At 33.5% G+C, this 22,132-nt stretch carries 15 protein-coding genes; all 15 read left to right on the plus strand.

Features of this window, described 5'->3' with window-relative positions:
* Positions 1 to 34 precede the first annotated feature (34 nt).
* The 15 genes from A3EM_RS0125725 (at position 35) to A3EM_RS46275 (ending at position 21,495) form a co-directional block, all read left to right on the plus strand.
* Positions 35 to 1,033 carry a hypothetical protein gene (locus A3EM_RS0125725; protein ID WP_020531125.1) on the plus strand — a complete coding sequence of 333 codons (999 nt, stop codon included), beginning with the start codon at positions 35 to 37 and terminating at the stop codon, positions 1,031 to 1,033.
* The gene (locus A3EM_RS0125730; protein WP_020531126.1) at positions 1,033 to 2,247 is read left to right on the plus strand and encodes a T9SS type A sorting domain-containing protein; all 1,215 of its coding nucleotides are present in this window, start codon (positions 1,033 to 1,035) and stop codon (positions 2,245 to 2,247) included. The genes A3EM_RS0125725 and A3EM_RS0125730 overlap by 1 nt, the downstream gene beginning before the upstream one ends.
* 24 nt (positions 2,248 to 2,271) lie before the next feature.
* Positions 2,272 to 2,682 (plus strand): lipocalin family protein, encoded by a 411-nt coding sequence (locus A3EM_RS0125735; protein WP_020531127.1) that lies wholly within the window; start codon positions 2,272 to 2,274, stop codon positions 2,680 to 2,682.
* A gap of 325 nt (positions 2,683 to 3,007) precedes the next feature.
* Positions 3,008 to 3,376 carry a response regulator gene (locus A3EM_RS0125740; RefSeq protein WP_020531128.1) on the plus strand — a complete coding sequence of 123 codons (369 nt, stop codon included), beginning with the start codon at positions 3,008 to 3,010 and terminating at the stop codon, positions 3,374 to 3,376.
* A 54-nt stretch (positions 3,377 to 3,430) separates the two neighbouring features.
* A complete protein-coding gene (locus A3EM_RS43700) occupies positions 3,431 to 4,576 on the plus strand; it encodes a sugar transferase (RefSeq protein ID WP_020531129.1) in 1,146 nt (381 codons plus the stop codon).
* A 63-nt stretch (positions 4,577 to 4,639) separates the two neighbouring features.
* Positions 4,640 to 11,353, plus strand: a complete 6,714-nt coding sequence (locus A3EM_RS0125750; RefSeq protein ID WP_020531130.1) for a PA14 domain-containing protein — start codon at positions 4,640 to 4,642, stop codon at positions 11,351 to 11,353.
* Positions 11,354 to 11,495: 142 nt separating this feature from the next.
* On the plus strand, positions 11,496 to 12,677 hold the full coding sequence (locus tag A3EM_RS0125755; protein ID WP_026210591.1) for a glycosyltransferase family 2 protein: 1,182 nt from the start codon (positions 11,496 to 11,498) through the stop codon (positions 12,675 to 12,677).
* The gene (locus A3EM_RS0125760) at positions 12,674 to 13,588 is read left to right on the plus strand and encodes a glycosyltransferase family 2 protein (RefSeq protein ID WP_020531132.1); all 915 of its coding nucleotides are present in this window, start codon (positions 12,674 to 12,676) and stop codon (positions 13,586 to 13,588) included. Before A3EM_RS0125755 ends, A3EM_RS0125760 begins: the two co-directional genes overlap by 4 nt.
* Positions 13,589 to 13,635: 47 nt before the next feature.
* Positions 13,636 to 14,709, plus strand: coding sequence for a glycosyltransferase family 4 protein (locus tag A3EM_RS0125765; RefSeq protein ID WP_245576551.1), 1,074 nt, complete (start codon positions 13,636 to 13,638; stop codon positions 14,707 to 14,709).
* The gene (locus A3EM_RS0125770; RefSeq protein WP_020531134.1) at positions 14,706 to 15,479 is read left to right on the plus strand and encodes a class I SAM-dependent methyltransferase; all 774 of its coding nucleotides are present in this window, start codon (positions 14,706 to 14,708) and stop codon (positions 15,477 to 15,479) included. Before A3EM_RS0125765 ends, A3EM_RS0125770 begins: the two co-directional genes overlap by 4 nt.
* Positions 15,480 to 15,482: 3 nt before the next feature.
* Positions 15,483 to 16,838 carry a flippase gene (locus A3EM_RS0125775; RefSeq protein WP_083925305.1) on the plus strand — a complete coding sequence of 452 codons (1,356 nt, stop codon included), beginning with the start codon at positions 15,483 to 15,485 and terminating at the stop codon, positions 16,836 to 16,838.
* Between the two features lie 26 nt (positions 16,839 to 16,864).
* On the plus strand, positions 16,865 to 18,016 hold the full coding sequence (locus A3EM_RS0125780) for a glycosyltransferase (protein ID WP_020531136.1): 1,152 nt from the start codon (positions 16,865 to 16,867) through the stop codon (positions 18,014 to 18,016).
* A 109-nt stretch (positions 18,017 to 18,125) separates the two neighbouring features.
* The gene (locus A3EM_RS0125785) at positions 18,126 to 19,430 is read left to right on the plus strand and encodes an MBOAT family O-acyltransferase (protein ID WP_245576550.1); all 1,305 of its coding nucleotides are present in this window, start codon (positions 18,126 to 18,128) and stop codon (positions 19,428 to 19,430) included.
* Between the two features lie 104 nt (positions 19,431 to 19,534).
* A complete protein-coding gene (locus A3EM_RS0125790; RefSeq protein ID WP_157638088.1) occupies positions 19,535 to 20,389 on the plus strand; it encodes an SGNH/GDSL hydrolase family protein in 855 nt (284 codons plus the stop codon).
* Positions 20,390 to 20,400: 11 nt separating this feature from the next.
* The gene (locus A3EM_RS46275; RefSeq protein ID WP_020531139.1) at positions 20,401 to 21,495 is read left to right on the plus strand and encodes an acyltransferase family protein; all 1,095 of its coding nucleotides are present in this window, start codon (positions 20,401 to 20,403) and stop codon (positions 21,493 to 21,495) included.
* Positions 21,496 to 22,132: the final 637 nt, after the last annotated feature.

The following is a 22,132-nucleotide window of genomic DNA, read 5'->3' on the forward strand; positions in this document are numbered from 1 at the left end:
CAAAAAGGAGGAATATCCTTTTAATTTTTTAACCATGAATAATAAAATTTTAATTACTTTATGTTGTATACTTCTGCCATTTCTCTTAGAAGCAAAGATTTGGAGAGTTAATAATGTTCCTGGAAAGCCAGCTGACTTTACCTCTCTTCAGGCAGCACATACACAGGCAAATATTGGAGATACTATTCATTTAGAAGGGTCCAATACTGATTATGGAGTTTTTACGTGTACAAAAAAATTGGTGATTATTGGACCTGGAAGCTATTTAAGTTTAAATTCTGAAACACAAGCAAACCTTAGCGATGCGAAAGTACAGAGTATAGAATTAGGAAAAGGTTCAGCAGGAACCATTCTTATGAGTCTACACATTTATAAAAATAATCCTTCAAGTAAGACTACTGGAAATATTACTATTTCAGACAGTAATATTTCTATATTGAGATGCAGGATAGATAATAGCATTATTTTTAGTTCTGCAACCGAAGTCGTTAGCAATTTTATGTTACTTCAAAATCATATTGCAGAGAATATTACAACTGATGATGAGGAAAACAGTCCGGTTGATTTAATCATCAATAATAACATTGTCTCTAATATTAGTGTAAGTTCAAATGCTCAGATTTCTCAAAATGTGATTAGAGGGAATCTCACATGTTCAAATTCTACTGTTCGAAACAATTTTTTTTACGGAGGTATTATTGGAGAAAATAACATCATTACCCATAACATTGCTTTTACAGAGACTTCTTCTATTCCTGATGCAAATGAAAATAAAAAAAATGTGGCAGAAGCTTCTGTTTTGACCAAAAATGAGGAAGGTAGTCCTTCTCTATATTATAAAATTATACCAGGTTCTGTGGCAGAAGGCAATGGTTTTGGTGATACCGATGTAGGAATTTTTGGAGGAGATATGCCTTTTGTACCCTCTCTTTTGCCAAAAATGCCCATTATTTACGAGTTTTCTGCTCCGGTACAGGTAACTTCCCAAGAAGGAAGCTTTGAAATTAGAATAAAAGCAAAAGCCCAACAATAATGAATAGACTTCTATTGGTAGCTATAATAATTATTGGTTGGTCATGTATAGGATATGGACAGAATATTAATACACTAGAATATTTTTTTGACACTGATCCTGGTTATGGAAATGGGAAAAAAATCAGTATAACTGCAGCCACAGATATCAATCAATCTTTATTAATAAATTCTTCTGGTTTATCAGAAGGAATGCATACCTTATATTATAGATTACAAAACGATCTGGGAAGTTGGAGCTTTACGGGTTCTCATTCTTTTCTAATCATTCATGGCGAAAAGCAAATTACCCAGATAGAATATTTTTTTGACACTGATCCTGGAATTGGGAAAGGTAACATCATGAACGTTTCCTTTAATACTACTTCTGAATACAACATTCCAATTGATATAGAAGATATCCAATCTGGGTTACATGTATTGTTTGTGAGAGTACAGGATAGCTTGGGGATGTGGAGTTTTTTACAAAGAAATACTATTTTAATTACTGAGGAAAAAGAGAATAGCCTTAAAAAATTAGAATATTTTTTTGATAATGATCCTGGTTTTGGAGAAGGAAAATCAATTGACATCATGCCTTCAGACAAGGATATTGACAGTTCTTTTGCTATTGAACTAGACTCTGTTCTGGCGGGTGATCATTTATTACAAATACGAGTAGTTGATGGCAATGGAAGTTGGAGTTTAACAAATAATAAAAATATTTCATTTTGTGGTGATCCTATATATTTTAATTTGATTCAAAACGGAATAGATAATCTTTCTGCAACATTTACCCTGTTATCTGATAAAGAAGGATTACATCAATGGTATAAAAATGGTGAACCAATAGAAGAGGCTAGGGAAAACGAGTATCCTGTAACTGATGGAGGTGTTTATTATGCCATTGTTACTAATGAAGATAGTTGTATCATTGCATTGTCTGATACTGTTGTACTTACTTCTTCTTATGATTACTTGGCTGATCATGGGCAGGATATTTCTATATATCCTAATCCTATCTTAAATAACCTTTATATAAAGGTTAAAAGTGGTCTGAACTATTCCTATGTAATAAAATTGTTGAGCCTGGATGGAAAGGCCATTTACGAAACGGAGGTAAAAAAAACTAAAATGATTCAGGATTTTGATATATCACATTTACGAAAGGGGATCTATTTGCTGAAAGTCGTTGGGCGAGATATAAATATTACCAGAAAAGTAAGAAAAGAATAATCTTGTAAAGAAGCGCAATTTATTATGTCAAAATATTATACAATTATTCTACTATTATTATTTACTAACTGTAAGAATACTGTGGAGGAAGTTGTTGTAGAGGATAAAGTATCTCTTATATCAAGAAAATGGTCGATTGTAAATACTGTATATGTGTCAGGTAAAAGAGATATAATTAACGACTATAGTAATTATGAGTTTACTTTCAATGAAAATGGTACATTTATTTTTAGTAGAATTGCGGCAGAAGGATTAAAACTCCCTGAAGAGGGAACATGGGAGATTGAGGGTGATAAAATAATATTAAATCCAGGAGAGAGTGAAAATTTAGTTGTGTTTGGTAATTTAACAGAATCCACTTTAGACTTAGTTTTTGTGGTTAAAGAGACATTTAAAGGGGATATTTCAATTAAGTTCGAATTGCTTTCTGAATAATTTTATAAAGATAAATGTAATTCCTGTGAAATTTTTACTAGATTTATCCACCAAATGTAATTATAGATTAATATTGTTTTTCACATTTATTAACTCAAAACATTACATCCTTTTTTGTTTGTGATTTTTTATGTTAATAACTTTACGCAACAAAAGATTAACTACAATCCAATCCAATCTAATCTAATAACACCAATCTAGATTCACCTTATTTTAACTATTGTCTGTCTGTTTTTTAAAAAAATAGAACATCATTTTTAACTAATTATTTAGTGAAAGAGAATGATAAAATTTTATCTCATTTATCCAAAATCAGAATTAAGTCATGAAGAATAGAATTCTGATAATTGATGATGATCTGGCTATTTGCAAGTTTTTAAAAGTTATTTTAGGTAGACATTATGATGTTGTTACAGTTCAAGATGGTATTAGTGCAATGTTTTTATTATCTGAAGGAGATGTGCCTGATTTAATAATAACAGATATTAATATGCCTATTTTAAATGGAGTTGAACTGATAAAAAACTTAAAAATAAGTAGACTATATCGAGGTATACCGGTAATAGTTCTTTCTGGTTATGACTCTAAAGTTATTGAAAAAGAATGTTTCAGTCTTGGAATACATCAATACATTAAAAAACCTTTTGATCCTGATTCCCTAAAACTGGTTGTTAAAGGAATAATTAGCAATTGACAAAATTACTTTAAAAGTAAAACTTAATTAACTAATCAAATTAAAAAACTAATAATGTATCATTCAGACTCTAATTGGCATATAGGGGTTAAGGAAGTTGTAGAAAAGGATTTTAATTTACAAGCAAACGATTATCCTGAAGGGAATGATTATTTTCTCCATATTGGAAATAAAATCGATGGTTTTTCCCAAAAAATCACTAATTATGGTAAGTGCATTGATATCTTAAGTTTGGAAGGAGCAGAATACTGGCTGATTTCAAAATTAAATGAGAAGAAAGCCCTTCCCAAAATTATTTTTTGTGATTATAGATTTAAAAGGAAAAGTATTGAGCGGTTTCTAGATAAAATATCTTCTATTGATGGTCTCAATATTTTACCATTTATTTTATGTGTTGAAGATTCTACCATTATTGAGATGAATAAAATTCAACAGATAAAAGGGGTAGATGATATTTACTGTCAAAAAACAAATGGGTTAAACAATTTGCTAAGTAGGTTAGATTTTATTTTGAGGTTTAAGAAATATAAATATCAAGGTAATATAGAACCAAAAAGAGTTGATTATCAGGAAAAACAAATTAACTTAAAAGTAAAAAGAGTTGTAGATATATTGGCTTCTTCTTTATGTTTATTGTTATTGAGTCCTCTTTTTTTATTAATAGCTGCTCTTATTAAGCTTGAATCTAAAGGCCCTGTATTTTATACTTCTAAAAGGGTCGGAACATTCTACAAAATATTTAATTTTTATAAATTTAGAACAATGGTGGTTAATGCGGACCAGAAAGTTAAAGAGCTTAGCCATCTGAACCAGTATAGTTCAAAAAATGACTCAGAGGTCTTTTTTAAAATCAAAAATGATCCGAGAATTACAAAAGTTGGTTCTTTTTTAAGGAAAACAAGTCTAGATGAGCTCCCTCAATTATTAAATGTATTGTTTGGACAGATGTCCTTGGTCGGTAATCGACCCTTACCAATCTACGAAGCGGCTTCTTTGACAAGAGATGAATGGGCAGAGAGGTTTATGGCACCTGCAGGAATTACTGGACTTTGGCAGATTACAAAGCGAGGAAAAGATGATATGTCTGTAAAAGAAAGAGTTGCATTAGATATTGAATATTCTAATAATTTTTCGATTTGGAAGGATTTAATAATAATGTATAAAACAGTTCCCGCCATGATTCAACGCGAAAATGTATAAATACTAATCAATATCTTCTGAAAGCATGCCTAGGAAGTCGTTCACACACTAAATACGAAAAAAATGAAAAAATTTCGCCTACTATTATTACTTTTTATTTTACCATTTTTCTTTTTAAGTAAAGATTTATCTGCTCAGGTACTTGACCCCGATGATCCTTTAGTTAGATGGGAAGAAGGAGATCCCGTACCATCTCAGCCAGCATTTGGGCAAATTGGAAAGTGGGTTGCAACTCAGGTTGTTAATTGGGATACTGAGGATTTTAAACCGTATATTTTCAAGGGCATGCCTTTTAGGTTGATGTTTCCCAAAAACTATGATCCTAATAAGGCAGATGGATATCCTATTGTTGTAATGTTTCATGGTAGAGGAGAAGCAGGTGAAATTACTAACAATGAAAGACAACTCATACATGGTGCTCAAAAACACCGTGATGCTATCAATAATGGAACATATGATGGTTTCTTGCTTTTTGGTCAGAACACAGGAGGATGGTGGAATAATTATCTGTACAGTGTTATAAATGAACTTGTTACCCAGAAAATGCCCCAAGAAATTAATTTGGATGTCAATAGGGTATTTGTTCATGGTCTGTCATCAGGAGGTATTGGTGTATGGGAAATGATTATTAATTATCCTCTTTTCGCAGCAAGTGCCCTGCCTATGAGCGCTTCAAGTTCTTATCAAAATAATGTCTTGAATACATTGAAGTTTACACCAATGTGGATTTTTCAAGGTAGTGTAGATAATAACCCTCCTCCTGAAAGAACTACCTCTCAAGTTAATGCACTTTTAGGCTTGGGAGCTGATGTTAAATACACGATATATGATGGTGTGGGTCATGGCACCTGGAATAGGGCTTATAATGAAAGTGATTTTTTCCCTTTTATGAATAGATCCAATAAAGTTAATCCATGGGTGTTGTATGGCCAAAGCGAATTTTGTCCTGGGGAAGCTGTTAATGTTACTATAGGGCTAACTGCAGGTTTTAATGGATATGAATGGCGAAAAGATGGTGTGGTTATCTCTGGAGCTACAGGAAACACAATTAATGTAACTGAATATGGTGTATATGATGCGAGAGTTAAACGAGGCAATCAATGGTCTTATTGGTCCCCAGCACCTGTAGAAATAAAGGTAAAAGATCCTACGGTTACCCCACCTATTCAGCAATTGAATAGTTTTGAAAGCAAAGTCATTCCTTCTCCTGATGGTAGTAATGAAATAACTTTAGTGCTACCTGAAGGATATGAAACGTACCAATGGAAAAAGGTAGGTAATAACTCTGTAATCGGAACATCGAGAACTTTAGTTGTGAATACTCCAGGTGAATATATTGCATCTGTTAGTGAGTTTAATGGTTGTTCAAGTAATTTTTCAGATCCTTTTTTAGTAGTCGATGCTAATGGAAGTAATGGCCCTGATGGTATTAATGGTTTAGTAGCCTATGCCCCTTCAAAGACAACAGCCCAGTTAAACTGGAGTGATAATCCTAATGCTACTAATAATGAAACAGGGTTTGAAATTTATCGCAGTGAATCTACAGGAGGTCCTTATACTTTGGTGGGTATCACTGATGTTGATCAATTATCTTATTTAGATGAAGACCTTAATCCTGACACGGAATATTATTATATTATCCGTCCGGTAAATGATAATGCTGCGGGACCTACTTCAACAGAAGTTAGTGTGCGTACTCAGGTTGATAACCAAGCTCCGACCGCACCTCTTAATCTTCAAGCCATTTCCACAAATAATAATTCAATTACTTTACAATGGGAGGCTTCTACAGATAATGTTGGCATAAATCGATATGATATTTATCAAAATGGTGTAAAAGCTGTTGTAACAGAAAGTACATCAGCTATAATTTATAATTTGGTAGAAGGTCAGGTTTATAATTTTGTGGTTAAGGCCAGGGATGTAACCGGGAATGAATCCGCAGCCAGTAATCAAGTTACAGCTGTAGCTATTAATTCCGGATTAACCTATTCTTATTATGAAGGTAGCTTTGGAAATTTAGATCAACTTGAAACTGCCACACCTGTAAAAACAGGCACAAGTGATAATTTTGATTTAAGTCCTAGGGAACAAAACACGAATATAGCTTTTAAATGGGAGGGCATGATTAGTCTTCCAGTTGATGGAGAGTATACTTTTTATACCGAATCTGATGATGGCAGTGAGTTATTTATAAATGGTACCCAGATAGTTTTCAATGATTACAATCAGGGTATGAAAGAACGTAGCGGAAATATAACGTTAACCTCGGGAAGTTACCCTATAAAAGTAACCTGGAGACAAGGTGGTGGAGGCTACGGGCTTAATGTGAGATGGATGGTGCCCGGTATGACTAAAGAACTGATTCCTACATCAGCATTAAAGGATGATTTTCAAATGCCTGGATTACCTCCTGAATTCCCAACTAATTTAACCGCTATTGCTATTTCGTATGAACAAATTGATTTAACCTGGACGGATAACAGTTCTAATGAAACGGGTTTTCAGGTTTATAGAGCCAGTAATGCAGCAGGTCCATTTTATCCTATAACAATCACATCACCTAATGTGACTTCATATAGTGATAATGGTTTGGATGCAGAGTCAACTTACTATTATAAGGTATTAGCATTAGGAGACTATGGCAATTCAGGGTTTTCTGATGAGATTAATAGCGGGTTGAATTATTCCTATTATGAATCAAATTTTAGCAATTTAGATCAACTTGAATCGGCAACACCTGTAAAAACAGGAATTGCTACCGACTTTAGTCTTTCTCCAAGAGAGCAAAATACAAGTTTTGCTTTTAAATGGGAAGGAAGTATCAATATCCCTGAAGATGGTGACTATACTTTCTATACCAGGTCGGACGATGGTAGTGAATTATTTATAAATGGGACTCAGGTTGTATTTAATGATTATAATCAGGGAATGACCGAGAGGAATGGAACGATTAATTTAACGGCAGGAAATTATCCTATAAAAGTTTGGTTTAGACAAGGAGGTGGAGGTTACGGGTTAGAGGTACGATGGCAAAGTACCAATATTAATAAGCAATTTATTCCTGAAAGTGCTTTGAAAGACCCTGATGTAAATGCTACGACATTCATTTTGCCACCAGCTCCTGCTGCCCCTTCTAATGTTTTAGCCACAGCGTTGACTAATAGTTCAATAAAAATTGATTGGACAGATAACAGTGCTGATGAACAAGAGTTTGAAATTTATAGATCTACAAATAATAATACTAACTTTTTATTATACAGGAGTTTACCAGCGAATACCACATCATTCATTGATGAAGATTTATTTAGTGGATTAGACTACTATTATAAAGTAGTCTCTGTAAATGTGGGTGGAAGTTCAGAATCAGAAGAGGTAATGAGCCGTACTTTGAATAACATTCCTGAACTTACTGTTATTTCGGATCAGTCTATGAGGTTTAATACATCGTTAGAGCTAAACTTATATGCAGAAGATATTGATGGAAATGCTTTAATTTATAGTACTCAAAATCTACCATCATTTGGAGAGTTATTTGATTATGGTGATGGTACCGGGCAGTTGGTATTTAACCCCACCGAGTTACAGCAAGGTACTTATAATAATATAACCATTATTGTAGACGATCAAAACGGAGGTTTAACAAGTTTTTCATTCAGCTTAATAGTTGATGACAATTATCAGCCGGTACTTAATCAGGTTGGAAATCAAACCATTAGTGAAGGAAATACTTTAAGTATCCCTCTAACAGCCACAGACCAAAATAATAGTGATATTTTAACATGGGATACTGAAGGTCTTCCTCCCTTTGCCAGCTTAACAACCGGGAATAATGGTGAAGCTGATTTATTATTGGAGCCAGGTCTGTCAGATTTAGGAACTTATACAATAAGAGTTTCAGTTTCGGATGGAAAAGGAGGCGAAGATAGTGAAACGATTAATATTATTGTGGAAGATACTCCTGTGGGTTATTCTATTTTTCTGAATTTTAATGGACCTGAATATAATGCCTCCTCTCCATGGAATAATACGCATAAGGATCCTGTAAATGGGGACAACTTCGGAAACTTAGTTGATGATCAAGGAAATACCACATCTATAGGAGTAATTACTTCTGATTTTGGGACCAATACCTTAGGATCAACAAGTAATAACGGGATTTATCCCGCAAATGTGATGCGGACGGCTTATTGGTCAAATAAAACCGAAACGATAACAGTCTACGGTCTAGATAATGCATTAACTTATGATTTTGTGTTTTTTGGTAGTAGAAATGAAGGGAGTACTACTAATAGAAATACAGTTTATACAATTAATAATGAAAGTGTAACTTTAAATGCCTCTCGCAATAGCGCAGAAACTGTAGAATTAAAGGGTATATCTCCTGATATAAATGGTGAAGTAAATATCACATTGAACAGGGCTAATGGTTCTGCTTATTTATATTTAAATGCGCTTGAAATTAAAGGGAATTATGATGATGGAACAGTTCCGGTGCCACCTCGTAACCTCTCAATTTCTTCAGTGACCGGTGAGACAGTTGAATTATCATGGTTAGATGCAGCCTATAATGAAAAGGGCTATGAAATCTATCGATCCATTGGTGAATCGGGACCATTTGATTTACTAAATCCAGGTGGTACAGCCAGTGATGTCACTTCTTACACTGATAATACTGTTTCTGGAAGTACAACATACTTTTATAAAATTAAGGCTTTTAATGACAATGGTATTTCTGATTTTTCTGAGGCAGTCAGCGTTACTACACCAAATGCGTCTCCGGTGCTAAGTCCAATTGGAGCCATTTCTGCCAAAACGGAAGAGACCACAACTATAAACATAACTGCTTCAGATGGTGATCCTGCAGATATATTAACCTTATCGGCTACAAATTTACCGAGCTTTGTGACTTTTGTTGATAATGGAAATGGGAGTGGAGATTTAATTATTAACCCTACCAGTACAGATGCGGGAACTTATGAGGATATCATTATTTCAGTTGAGGATAATAATGGAAGTATTGATTCGGAAAATATTTCTATAAATATCAGTAGCAGTGAACTAGTCTCTATTTTTGTAAACTTTAATAATGATTTTAACGAAAGTTCTCCTTGGAATAATACAGCTGGTGCACCAACTTCAGGTCGTTCTATCAATAACCTTCAAGATGAATCTAATACAGGGACAGGAATTAATTTAACGCTTCTGGACGGTTGGTCTGGTGACAATTCACTAGGTATAAATACAGGGAATAATTCTGGAGTTTACCCTGATAACGTAATTAAAACAGCATATTGGGAAAGTACAACTAATAATAAGCGAATTCGCCTTTCAAACTTATCCTCTGATAAAAAATATAATTTTATTTTCTTTGCGAGTAGAGATGGTGGCGGTGATAGAACAACTGTTTATAGTATTGGTAGTGAATCAGTTTCTTTAAATGCTTCATATAATTCTACTAATACAGTACAGATTAATGGAGTTTCTCCAAATAATTCAGACGAGATAACCATTAATATGCGTAAAGCTAATGGTGCTAGTTATGGTTATATTAATGCTTTAATTATTCAATCTTACGATGACAATGGACTCCCTCTTGCACCAACTGATATGGTTTCTGCTGGTGTCTCTAATTCAAAAATTGACTTAGGTTGGGTAGATAATTCAGATAACGAAACGGGGTTTGAAATCTGGAGATCCAGTTCAGCTGATGGTAGCTTTAGTTTATTACATACAACTGGCTCAAATGTTACAAATTATAGTGATGTAGTAGCCACTAATAGTACCTTTTATTATAAAGTCAGGGCTATTAATGCCTTTGGAAACTCTAGTTTTACAGAAATTGCAGGTGCATCTACCATTTCCTTTACAGTAAGTGTGAATTTTAACGCTGAGAACCCAGCAGGTGAACCCTGGAATAATTTTAATTCTGACCCTTTTCCAGGTATAACATTAAATAACTTGCTTAATGATGGTTTAAATAATACAGGAATTTCTATTGAACTTGTAGAAAGTAATCCTGATTTTGATGAATTTTCTTTTGGATTTGATGGTACAAATCCTTTCGGAATGGTAACAGGTGATGATTCAGGGATTGTACCTGATAATGTTATGAGAAGTACTTATTGGATGGACCCTAATAAAGCGGCTCAGTTTAAGATTTCCGGACTTAATTTAGCTTTTTCCTATAATTTTGTCTTTTTTGCAAGCCGAAATGGTAGCGGTAATCGTTCGACAGATTATATTATAGATGATAAAAAGGCTACCTTAAATGCTTCGTATAATACCTCAAATACTGTACAAATTAACGGTGTAAGACCCGATGGAAATGGTGAAGTAGTAGTGACTGTTGCTACCTCTCCTGGTTCCTCATTTGGTTATATTGGTGGTCTTATTTTGCAGGCTTATCCTCAACCTCAAATTAATGGAGGAAGCAATGCAAGAAACGCATCATCATCTTTAGCAGTTAAAGATTCTAACGCAGCAGATCAAAACTTCAATAATAATTTTAAGAGTCAGGTTAATATGATCTATCCTAATCCATTTACTGATAAAATATCAGTTTCAATGGAATTACATGCTGTTGATAGACTAAATATTAATATAAGAGATATTACAGGTAAACTTATTTTCAGTAAGGAAAAAATAGAATTAGAAAATGGGATGCATGATCTCTCACTAGATGTTGGAGAAAATTTAATTTCTTCAGGAATATACTTTATGGAAATTGAAAGCCTGGAAATGGGTAGCCAGGTATATAAATTGATAAAAGAATAGTAATGAAGATTTAATAAAACTCTAATAAATTTACCTTATTAAGTAGATGTTTAATTGACCATAATCCAGTTAAACATCTACTTATTTAATAAACAGTGTTTTAAAAAAATACTAAAAAGGAATAAATTATATATCCCAAAAAATGGAATTAATTTCTATTGTACTTCTTATTTATTTTTCATGTTCTGTTTTATATGTTTGGATTTTTACTATTCTTGGTCGAATAAACTATCGCGTTAAAATCGATAAAACTCATTTACGCGCAAGGATTGCTGTTTTTGTTCCCGCTTATAAGGAAGATGCTATCATGCCTTCCATTGCCAACCAACTATTGGTTTCTAATTACCCCACAGACCTGTATGATGTAATTATAATTGCTGATTCTTTTCAAAAAAAGACAATTGAAAAGTTAAATAAGCTTCCTATTAAAGTAGTGGAGGTAGCCTGGGAAGAAAGCACAAAAGCCAAATCATTAAATTATGCTTTGGAGCTATTTGAAGGGCAATATGATATTGCTGTGATCAGCGATGCTGATAATATTTTTGAAAAAGATTTCTTATCGAAAATAAATAATGCTTATCAAAATGGATACACTGTAATTCAGGGATGCAGGGTGGCCAAAAATCTAAATACTTCGTTTGCTATATTGGATGGAGCAAGTGAAGCCATTAATAACCATATCTTTCGTAGAGGCGCAAATGCTTTAGGTCTTTCCTCTGCACTGATAGGCTCCGGGATGGCGTTTGATTATGCTTTACTTAAGAAGGAATTAGGAAAAATTGAAGCAATAGGAGGATTTGATAAAGAACTTCAACTTAGTTTGATAAAGAAAGGTCATCATATATTGTATATTGAAGATGCAATTACATATGATGAGAAAATAGAAAAAGCATCTTCTTTTGGTAATCAGAGGAGACGCTGGCTTTCCACACAGTTTATTTACCTTAAGAGACATTTTATACCTGGTTTTTCTGAACTCTTCAAAGGAAATGTGAGCTATTTTAATCTTGCCATTTTAGTGAATGTTTTTCTTTCAAGAGTATTGACTTTAGGAGCATTATGTATTCTTACTTTAGTACATACTCTTTTTGCCTCTTACAATATTGTGGTCTTATGGTGGGGTTTATTGCTGATTTATGGCATTTCACTTTTAATTTCTCTTCCTAAAAGGATGTACACCAAAAAGACATTGCTTGCATTACTAAAGTTGCCTCAGGCTTTTTTCATTATGTTCTTATCCTTATTGAAAATTAGGGGGGCCAATAAAAAATTTATTCATACAGTGCATACCAATACAGAAGTAGACAATAGTGCGGTATTATGAGTTCTGATACCGCTACATATCGCCCTCTTATTTCTATTATTACGATCAATTATAATCAAGTTGAAGTTACTCTGGAATTTTTGGCCTCCCTGAAATGTTCGAATTATTCCAACTTTGAAGTCATAGTTGTAGATAACAATTCAAAGGTCAATCCAACCAAAATTATCCAGGAATTGTATCCTGATGTGATGGTTCTGGTCAATGCTGAAAATTTAGGTTTTGCTGGAGGAAATAATACAGGAATAAATATCGCTAAAGGAGAATATATTTTACTTATTAATAACGATACTGAAATTACCGAAACCTTATTTGAAAAGTTACTAGAACCCTTTTATGAAAATAAAAAAATCGGTGCAGTAAGTCCTAAAATTTTGTTCTATCATCACCCAGATACTATTCAGTATGCTGGATTTAATCCCATACATCCGGTTACGGGGAGAACTACTGCCGTTGGCGGTTTGGAAAAAGATTTAGGACAATATAATTATCTTAAGGAGACTAATGGTGCACATGGTTGTACCATGATGATAAGCCGAAAAATAATAGAAGAAGTAGGCTTAATGCCAGAGCTTTATTTTCTGTATTATGAGGAATGGGATTGGTCTGAGCAAATAAAGCGAGCTGGTTATAAAATCATGTATCAAGGAAATGCTATTGTGTATCACAAGGAGTCTATGTCCACAGGGAAAAATACTCCTTTAAAAACATATTACCATACCCGAAACAGGATACTTTTTATGAGACGAAATTCTAAAAAAAGGACTTTACTTCTTTTTTACATTTTCTTCTATTTTGCCACCTTACCTAAAAACACCCTTGTTTTTATAATGAAAAGACATTTTGACCATCTAAAAAGCCTCTGGAAAGGAGTTTGGTGGAATTTGACAAACTATAAAATCATGAGCACATGAGGATAGGTATAGAAGCACAAAGATTATTTAGAAAGCGGAAGCATGGGATGGAAGTGGTAGCTCTGGAAACTATACGAGAAATCCAAAAACTTAGTCTCAATCATGAAATTATAGTTTTTGTGAAAGAGGATGAAGACATCTGTATTTCTTCTACTGAATCATGTAAGCTAGTAAAACTCCCTTCAGCTTCCTATCCAATGTGGGAACAATTTTCACTAAGAAAAGCCATAAAAGCATTTGACATTGATTTGCTTCATTGCACTGCAAATACAGCTCCCTTGTTTCTTAGAAATAAGCTTGTGCTTACTTTACATGATATTATTTATCTGGAGTCAGTATCCTTTTCTGGAAGTAATTATCAAAACTTTGGTAATTTATACCGCAGGTTTGTAGTGCCTAAAGTGGTGGATAATTGTTCTTATATATTAACTGTATCTCAATTTGAAAAAGAACAAATTTCTGAAGCGTTAAGTATTAGTTCAGAAAAAATAAAAGTTGTTTATAATGCGATAAACTCTTCTTTTAAAAAATATGGCGAACAAACTTTACAAACAACGAAAGTAAAGTATGACCTGCCTGAAAAATTTATTTTACATTTTGGAAATACAGCTCCCAAAAAGAATACCATAGGAGCTTTAAAAGCTTTTGCTGAAATCACAAGACATTCGAAGTATAAAGGCATTTCATTGGTGATCACAGATTGTTCTGAACAGCACATTGATGATATGCTCAGAGCTATCAATGCAATGGAAGTCAAACCTTTTATTAAGATATTGGATTACGTACCTTTTAGCGAAATACCATATATCTATAACTTGGCCACTATTTTTTTATATCCATCTTTAAGGGAAAGTTTTGGAATGCCAATATTAGAAGGAATGGCCTGTGGAACTCCTGTAATTACATCTTCTACATCCTCTATGCCCGAAATTGCTGGAGGAGCGGCTTTACTTTCAGATCCACTTGATCACTTTCAGATAGCAGATTGTATTTTCTCTTATTTAGATGATTATGAATTATATATAGAAAAAAAGAAAAAAGGTCTTGAAAGAGCAAGTAAATTTAATTGGACAAATACTGCAAGAGAGGTTTTGAATATTTATGACGAAGTTTTTATATGACAGAAAATATAATACCATCGAAAATCAGCTATTCGAAAGCTGTAGATATTAAAAGGTTAGACTTTATAGCCAAGTCAATCGAATTACATACTTCAGGAGAGAGCAAAGTATTAGATGTAGGTTGTGGTAATGGATTGATCAGTATGCAATTAGGTCAGTTGGGGTATAATGTAAAAGGCATTGATATTAGTGAAAAAGCTATTAGCAAGGCAAAAGCTAAAAATACCCTTCCAAATGTTTCATTTGAAGTAGCTGATGCAGAGGAATTAAGTATTCAGAATCAGAAATATGATGTGGTAATTTGCAGTGAAGTACTAGAGCACTTGCATGAACCAGGGAATATGCTGGAAACATTGCGAGAATTGATTGCAGAAAAAGGAATATTGATAGTAACCGTACCAAACGGAAGAGGCCCTAGAGAAGTATTAATAACCAAACCAATGCAATGGATGCAATCTAAAGCGCCTTTTGTTTGGGGTATGGTAAGAAAGGGGAAGGGATTGTTAGGCTACGATGGAAAAACCGAACAATCAGATGCAGACGACCTGACACATATTCATTTTTTCACTAAGAGAAATTTAAAAGATCTATCAAAAGAAAAAGGTTTTGAACTGTTGACTTTTGGTAAAGCTAATTTTGTAGGAGATGTTTTTCCCTTCTCATTTTTTATTAAAAGGTCCTTAAAATTACAGCAACTCGATTGCAAAACAGCTGATCTATTACCACACTATTTTACTTGTGGATTCAATACAGTTTGGGCAAAAAAATAATTTATGTCAAAAGTCTCAAAGAAACCCCTTTCTTATTGGATTAGCTCTGTGTTTTTTACTCTTGCCCAAAGACTTTCGGTCATGTTGGTGGGAATCGGTGCTTTCTTGATATTGGTGCGAGTTCTTAGTAAAACCGAAATGGGGATTTATGCACTTTTCTTTACAATCATTACTATTTTTGAAGTTACTCGGGATGGCCTAATTAAGAATGCATTGATTAGGTTTATAAATATATCCCCAAAGGAGGATAACTCAAGGATACAAAGTACAGCTTTGGTACTGAGTTTAATCTATACATTGCTTTTTGTGGCATTAATATTTATAGGAGCTAAGCCCTTAAGTATTTATTGGGAGACACCCCAGCTTGCAAAAATGCTTTACGTATATGCGGTTACTGCTATCGTTTCAATATTTTTTTCTCATGCAGAATATATTCAACAAGCCAATCTTTATTTTAAAGGTATTTTCCTGATTTATTTTGTAAAACAGGGCTTTTACTTTCTTTTTATTGTTTTGTTCGTTTTCATTTTTAAAGACCCTTCGCTTTATAAACTAGTCTTACTTCAATCAGTAGCAGTAGCCGTTGCAACAGTAGTTGGTGTTATTTCAGCAAGAAAATTTTTCTTAAAAAAATTCGAGTTTTCGACTAGATGGATTGCTGATCAATGGAAATATGGAAGATTTGTATTGGCCACCAATGTGAGTTCACAAGCGCTTCGAACTATTGACCATTTTTTATTGGCATCCCTGGTTTCAACCCAAGCAGTAGCATTATACAATACTTCAGTTCGAATTTCTAATTTGTTAGATATGCCTTCCAAGGCTGTTGCAGAGGCACTTTTCCCTAAAAGTGTTCAGAAATCAACTAATGGAAATAAGGAGGTTGCCAAGCTCTATGAGCAAACTACTGGAGGAATATTAGCGGTATTGATACCTATGTGCTTATTTATCCTTATTTTCCCGGATTTAATTATACGGATAATAGCAGGAGCTAAATACCTGGATGCTGTTCCCGTATTGCGGATAGCTGTTATTTATAGCCTTTTATTGCCGTTTCAAAAGCAATTTGGAACAGTGATGGATGCAAGTGGCAAACCTAAAATCAACTTTATTGTCAATTTGCTACTTGCCCTGTTCAACTTAATAATTGTATATTTTTCAGTTAAAGCCTTTGGACTTTTAGGAGCTGCTTATGGTTTGCTGATTACCTTGATAATAGCACTTATAATCACTCAGATAATATTAAAAAGAGAGTTTGGAGTGAGCACAATAAGTGTTTTCAAGCAGGTAGGAGTTTTTTACTCTTATCTTTTTAAAAAAAATCTAATGAAGCAGGTTTTGTCAAAAGAAACCAAATAAATGATTAAATCTCTATCAAATCTCATATGAAAGATATAATTATCACAGGTCTACAATCCTGGGATATCGATATTGGAAGTAACTGCAAGGATATTGCACAAGAATTTTCGAAAAAACATAGAGTACTTTTCGTTAATCGGGCCTATGATAGGAAGACTGTGTTAAAAGAGAAATTAGGTCAAATAAAGAAAAGTAAAAGAGGGCAGTTAATAAAACTGTCCTCCAGTTTTTGGGTATATACTCCGAAGATGGTATTTGGCTCAATTAATTGGTTGAAAAGCGATAGTGCATATGATTTTATTGCAGATAAAAATGGGAAGGCATGGGCAAAAGAAATAGCAGGAGTTGTGGATCATTTGGAGATGAAAGAGCCAATGCTTTTTATTGATAATGATTTTCTTAGGGGTGGATTTTATGCTAAGCACTATCCGTATAAAAACCTTATTTACTATATAAGAGATAACCTTCTTACGCAGTCCTACTTTCAAAGACATGGAAAAAGGTTAGAAAAAAGGATAATGGAGATGGCAGATTTTGTATTCGCCAACTCAGCATATTTAGCTGATTATGCTAAAAAATACACCCAAAAATCTTACTACATTGGTCAAGGTTTTGATAAGGATATTTTCCTGGATTTACCTGAAAAGAGTGACTTGTTGGAGCATATTCAGAGCCCAATAATTGGATATATTGGGAATATAACTGCTGAAAGAGTAGATATTGCTCTCTTAGAAAAAGTAGCCTCTGAAAATCCAAAGTGGAATTTTGTTTTTGTAGGACCGGAAGATGATAGGTTTAAGGAAAGTTCTCTTCATCAATTGAATAATGTATTTTTTAAAGGTAAAGTCCCTCCTGAGGAAGTACCAATGTACATAAAAGCGTGTGATGTTTGCATTAATCCACAAGTCATTAATGAGATGACTCAAGGTAATTATCCAAGAAAGATAGACGAGTATTTGGCTGTAGGCAAGCCGGTGGTCGCAATAAAAACACTTGCTATGGCTCCTTTTGAGGAGTATGTATATTTAGCAGATAGTTATCAGGATTTTAGTAAAAAAATAGCGCAGGCTTTAATAGAAAACAATGAAATACTCGAAAACAACAGGAAGTTATTTGCCAATGCACATACTTGGGAGAACTCTGTCTCAAAAATTTATGAGCAAGTAGAAATCGACTAAAGATCCTTTTAGAAAATGTAGTATGCTTTTTAATTCCACCGAATTTGTTGTATTCTTTCTGCCAATTACTCTAATCCTTTACTTTTGGTTTTCAAAATTTAGGAACGACTTGTCAAGGATATGGCTATTGCTTGCCTCTATATTTTTTTATGGGTGGTGGAATCCTGCTTACGTTCTACTTATAGTTGGTTCTATTGTTTTTAATTTTTTTGTAGGAAAAGCTATTTTAAAAGGTACTCATACCTTCACACGCAAAGCTTTTTTAGCCCTTGGAGTGATCTCGAATGTGAGTCTTTTATTTTACTATAAGTATGCTGATTTTTTTGTCAGCAATGTGAATACAATTCTTGGTGAAAATTACCCTTTACTTCACTTAGCGCTTCCTTTAGGCATTAGTTTTTTTACCTTCCAGCAAATCGCATTTTTGGTAGATAATTATAAATACAAAATAGAAAAATACAATTTTATAAACTATGGTGTGTTTGTTTCATTTTTTCCTCAGTTAATAGCAGGGCCAATCGTACACCATGCTGAGATGATGCCCCAATTTAAAGAGGAATCAACCTATAATATAAAGCCTGAAAATATTAATAAAGGCCTTTTTATATTCATATTAGGTCTCAGCAAAAAACTTGTAATTGCCGATACTTTCGGAGTGATTGCCAACAATGGATATGCCAATATATCATTGCTGAGTAGCTTGGAGGCCTGGATAACTTCATTAGCATATTCCGTCCAGTTATATTTTGATTTCAGTGGATATTCCGACATGGCCATTGGTTTGGGCTTACTTTTTAATATTCATATTCCTATAAACTTTTGGTCTCCTTATAAATCAAAAAACATTCAGGAGTTTTGGAGGAGGTGGCATATCACATTAGGTAGTTTTCTTAGAGATTATGTATATATCCCTTTGGGGGGAAACAGAAAAGGAGAGGGAAGGACTTATTTTAACCTGTTTATGACCTTTGTTATTGGAGGTATATGGCATGGTGCAGGATGGAATTTTGTTGTGTGGGGTGCGCTTCACGGACTTGCATTAGTAGTGCACAGATTTTATAATAGATTGCGTTTCAAACTCCCCAAATTAGCAGGTGTAGTAATCACTTTCCTATTTGTAAATTTGGCTTGGGTATTTTTTAGGGCAAGTTCATGGGGAGATGCTACAGAAATTTTATCTAAAATGTTTAGTTATGAAAAAGGAGCCGTCACATTTAACTTGATTGGTTCTCTTTATGACATACCCGTTTGGTTAATAGGTTGCCTATTGCTATTTATGCCTAATACATTTCAATGGAGTGAAAAGTTCAAGCCTTCAGTCTTGTATCTATTTACTATGGTTACTCTTGTCATTTTAAACATCACTTATATGAATTCGGTGGTGAAACAAGAATTTCTATACTTTGATTTCTAGATTTCTCAAACAAACCTATGAAAATGAGTAATGTTTCCTTTTTTTATTGGTTTTTAATAGCTGCTTTTGGCTCGCTATTATTGGTTTTTACTCTTAACTATACTGTGAATATTTATGGATTATATGGTGATGTAAATGGGGCAAGTAAAAAAGTGTATTATAATGAAAGGAAAAGTAAATTACTGCTTTCCAAAAACTATATTCCTGCTAATTATAATACAGTTTTAATTGGTCCATCCCTCTCTGATAATATCAATGTTTCTTATTTTTCAGACAAGAAACTTTCGATTTATAACGCAAGTATGATGGGGGCTAAAATCAATGAACTTGACCCTATCGTCAGAAACAGTATAGAAAAGGGATGCAGAAACATAATTATCTGTCTTCACCCTTATTTAACTGATTCATATAAGGAATTGGAAACAAAGGGAAAAGATCCTTATTTGGAGGCTTTTGGTTCTTTGGATCTATATAGGGCCTACCTGTTAAAAATAATACCTTTTGCTTCTCTTAAAAGGATGATATCAAGAGATGATATTGATCAACACGGGTTCAACAACTACAATTCTTTTTTGAGAGTAGAAGATGTACAAAAAAAAATACAGGAGGAAGCTTTACTTCATAAGGATGAGGTGATTACAGTTGATGAAAAAGCATTAGCTTCATTGAAAACAACGCTTCAATTTATAAAGCAAAATAAACTTTCATGTATGGGCTATTTTCATCCAATACCAAAGGAGATTTACACAAATAATGAAGTTAATTACCAAAAATTTCAAAGAAAAATTCGGGCAATATTTGAAGAACATGGTGTACGGACCATCGATTTTAACAAAGGTGAATTTGATTATTTTACTGGCGATTATGCAAATTACATTGACCATGGACACCTTAGTGTAATAGGTCAAAAAAAGATGTTTGAAATGGTAATAGACAAGTTTGAATTGATAACCCAATAAAGTTTAATAAAATGGAAAATGTGGTTTCAAAACCAAAGAAAAAAAATAGACTTGGCTGGATAGATTACGCTAGAGGAATTGCCATTATCCTTGTAGTGTATAAACACGCAGTAGTAGGTTTTATATCTTCAAAGGTAGAGATACATAGTTACTTATTTGATTTTCAAGAAATGATCTATAACCTCAGAATGCCTCTTTTTTTTATGCTTTCAGGAATTTTTATAGAGCGCAGTCTTAAAAGGCGTGGGTTTTCCAAATTCTTAAAATACAAAGCCAGCACAATTATATATCCCTTTTTTGTTTGGGGAATTATCCAGATTCTAATTCAAATTGTTGCGTCTAACTATACCAATAGCCAAAAAGAATTTTCGGATGTTTTATATCTGCTTTATTATCCCAGATTAATCGATCCTTTTTGGTTTCTTTACACCCTCTTTGCCGTAGTGATGGCATATGCTGTGCTTAAATCTTTTGTTGGAGTGAATAAATTAACTTTATTCGTTCTGAGTCTAGGTTTGTACTTTGTTTCATTTTACATCAAAACTGATCTTTTCTGCATAAATGATATTCTTTTTTATTCTATTTTTTTGGTAACAGGTATTCTTTTATCCAAAAAATTACTTGACGAAAAATTACAAGACCTTTTAACTTCACCCAAATTACTATTGATACTAGTACCTATAGTGCTAATAGGACAGTGGTATTGGTATACACACCACAAAGGGCTCGTTTGGTTCACAGATCTTACAGGAATTGACCGGTTCCTCTTTCTACCAATAGCCATAGTAGGAGCTATGCTTGTTCTCCATATTTCATTTTTATTAGATAAGAAAAATTTACTTCCTGTTCTTCGCCACATAGGGAGTTATTCCCTCTATATTTATGTAATGCATTTAATCGTAACCGGAGCATCCAGGGCTGTTTTTCTTAAATTATTTGGTGAAAACGCAGCTACTTTTTCAGCGATTCTTGTAATAATACTTGGGGTATTGGTTCCTATTCTCATTTTTAAAATCACTGAAAAGTTTCATATGGACTTTTTATATGAACCTCCCAAAAAGAAAGTAATGAAATCAGAGCTAGAAACAGTAGATCAGACAAGATAATAATTTATTATACTCAACCCACCAAAACTGAAGAGTAGATGAGGATTTTTTTCAGGGGATAGTATAAACTTTTATTCATATTTAAGAAATATTAACAAGTACAGCACGGAAATTGATAAACCGCTATAAGATTATATGAAATTTTGTGTCTGTGATTCAAACATTTAATGACAAATAATTAAGTTTTTATCACAGAAACTTTAATTTTAAGGCTTTTTAAAGGCTTATATACAGCAATTGGACAGCGTAAACCTTTGCAGACACGTCACAGTAGTAAAATTATATATCAAATAGAATAACTCCAATTTACATGTTGCTAACTTACAACTTCTATTTGTTTTCAAAACACTTGAGTTTATTGAAGGTATTTGCAAGGTATTATTGTTTTAGTTTACTCACAATATTATTGCTTACTACCAATGTATTTGGTCAGGATGTAGCCAATCAGACNACCAGACAAACTGCTGGTGGAACCTGGTATTTAGAATATNTGCCTGAAGATTATGCNAGTTCGGGTAAAGACTACCCCATCATGATATTCCTGCACGGACTCGGAGAAAGAGGGACTGGTCAGGCTGATATTGATTTAGTGGCCAGACACGGGCCGCCTAAACATATTAAGAACGGAGATAAAATG

The sequence above is a fragment of the Flexithrix dorotheae DSM 6795 genome, assembly GCF_000379765.1.
Lineage (GTDB): Bacteria > Bacteroidota > Bacteroidia > Cytophagales > Flammeovirgaceae > Flexithrix > Flexithrix dorotheae.

What these genes read in the sequence shown, in the direction of transcription:
- A3EM_RS43700 (WP_020531129.1), top strand. Translation starts at nt 3,431, where the DNA reads ATGTATCATTCAGACTCTAATTGGCATATAGGGGTTAAGGAAGTTGTA.
- A3EM_RS0125750 (WP_020531130.1), top strand. Translation starts at nt 4,640, where the DNA reads ATGAAAAAATTTCGCCTACTATTATTACTTTTTATTTTACCATTTTTC.
- A3EM_RS0125780 (WP_020531136.1), top strand. Translation starts at nt 16,865, where the DNA reads ATGAAAGATATAATTATCACAGGTCTACAATCCTGGGATATCGATATT.
- A3EM_RS0125775 (WP_083925305.1), top strand. Translation starts at nt 15,483, where the DNA reads ATGTCAAAAGTCTCAAAGAAACCCCTTTCTTATTGGATTAGCTCTGTG.
- A3EM_RS0125735 (WP_020531127.1), top strand. Translation starts at nt 2,272, where the DNA reads ATGTCAAAATATTATACAATTATTCTACTATTATTATTTACTAACTGT.
- A3EM_RS0125730 (WP_020531126.1), top strand. Translation starts at nt 1,033, where the DNA reads ATGAATAGACTTCTATTGGTAGCTATAATAATTATTGGTTGGTCATGT.
- A3EM_RS0125770 (WP_020531134.1), top strand. Translation starts at nt 14,706, where the DNA reads ATGACAGAAAATATAATACCATCGAAAATCAGCTATTCGAAAGCTGTA.
- A3EM_RS0125755 (WP_026210591.1), top strand. Translation starts at nt 11,496, where the DNA reads ATGGAATTAATTTCTATTGTACTTCTTATTTATTTTTCATGTTCTGTT.
- A3EM_RS0125760 (WP_020531132.1), top strand. Translation starts at nt 12,674, where the DNA reads ATGAGTTCTGATACCGCTACATATCGCCCTCTTATTTCTATTATTACG.
- A3EM_RS0125725 (WP_020531125.1), top strand. Translation starts at nt 35, where the DNA reads ATGAATAATAAAATTTTAATTACTTTATGTTGTATACTTCTGCCATTT.
- A3EM_RS0125740 (WP_020531128.1), top strand. Translation starts at nt 3,008, where the DNA reads ATGAAGAATAGAATTCTGATAATTGATGATGATCTGGCTATTTGCAAG.
- A3EM_RS0125765 (WP_245576551.1), top strand. Translation starts at nt 13,636, where the DNA reads ATGGAAGTGGTAGCTCTGGAAACTATACGAGAAATCCAAAAACTTAGT.
- A3EM_RS46275 (WP_020531139.1), top strand. Translation starts at nt 20,401, where the DNA reads ATGGAAAATGTGGTTTCAAAACCAAAGAAAAAAAATAGACTTGGCTGG.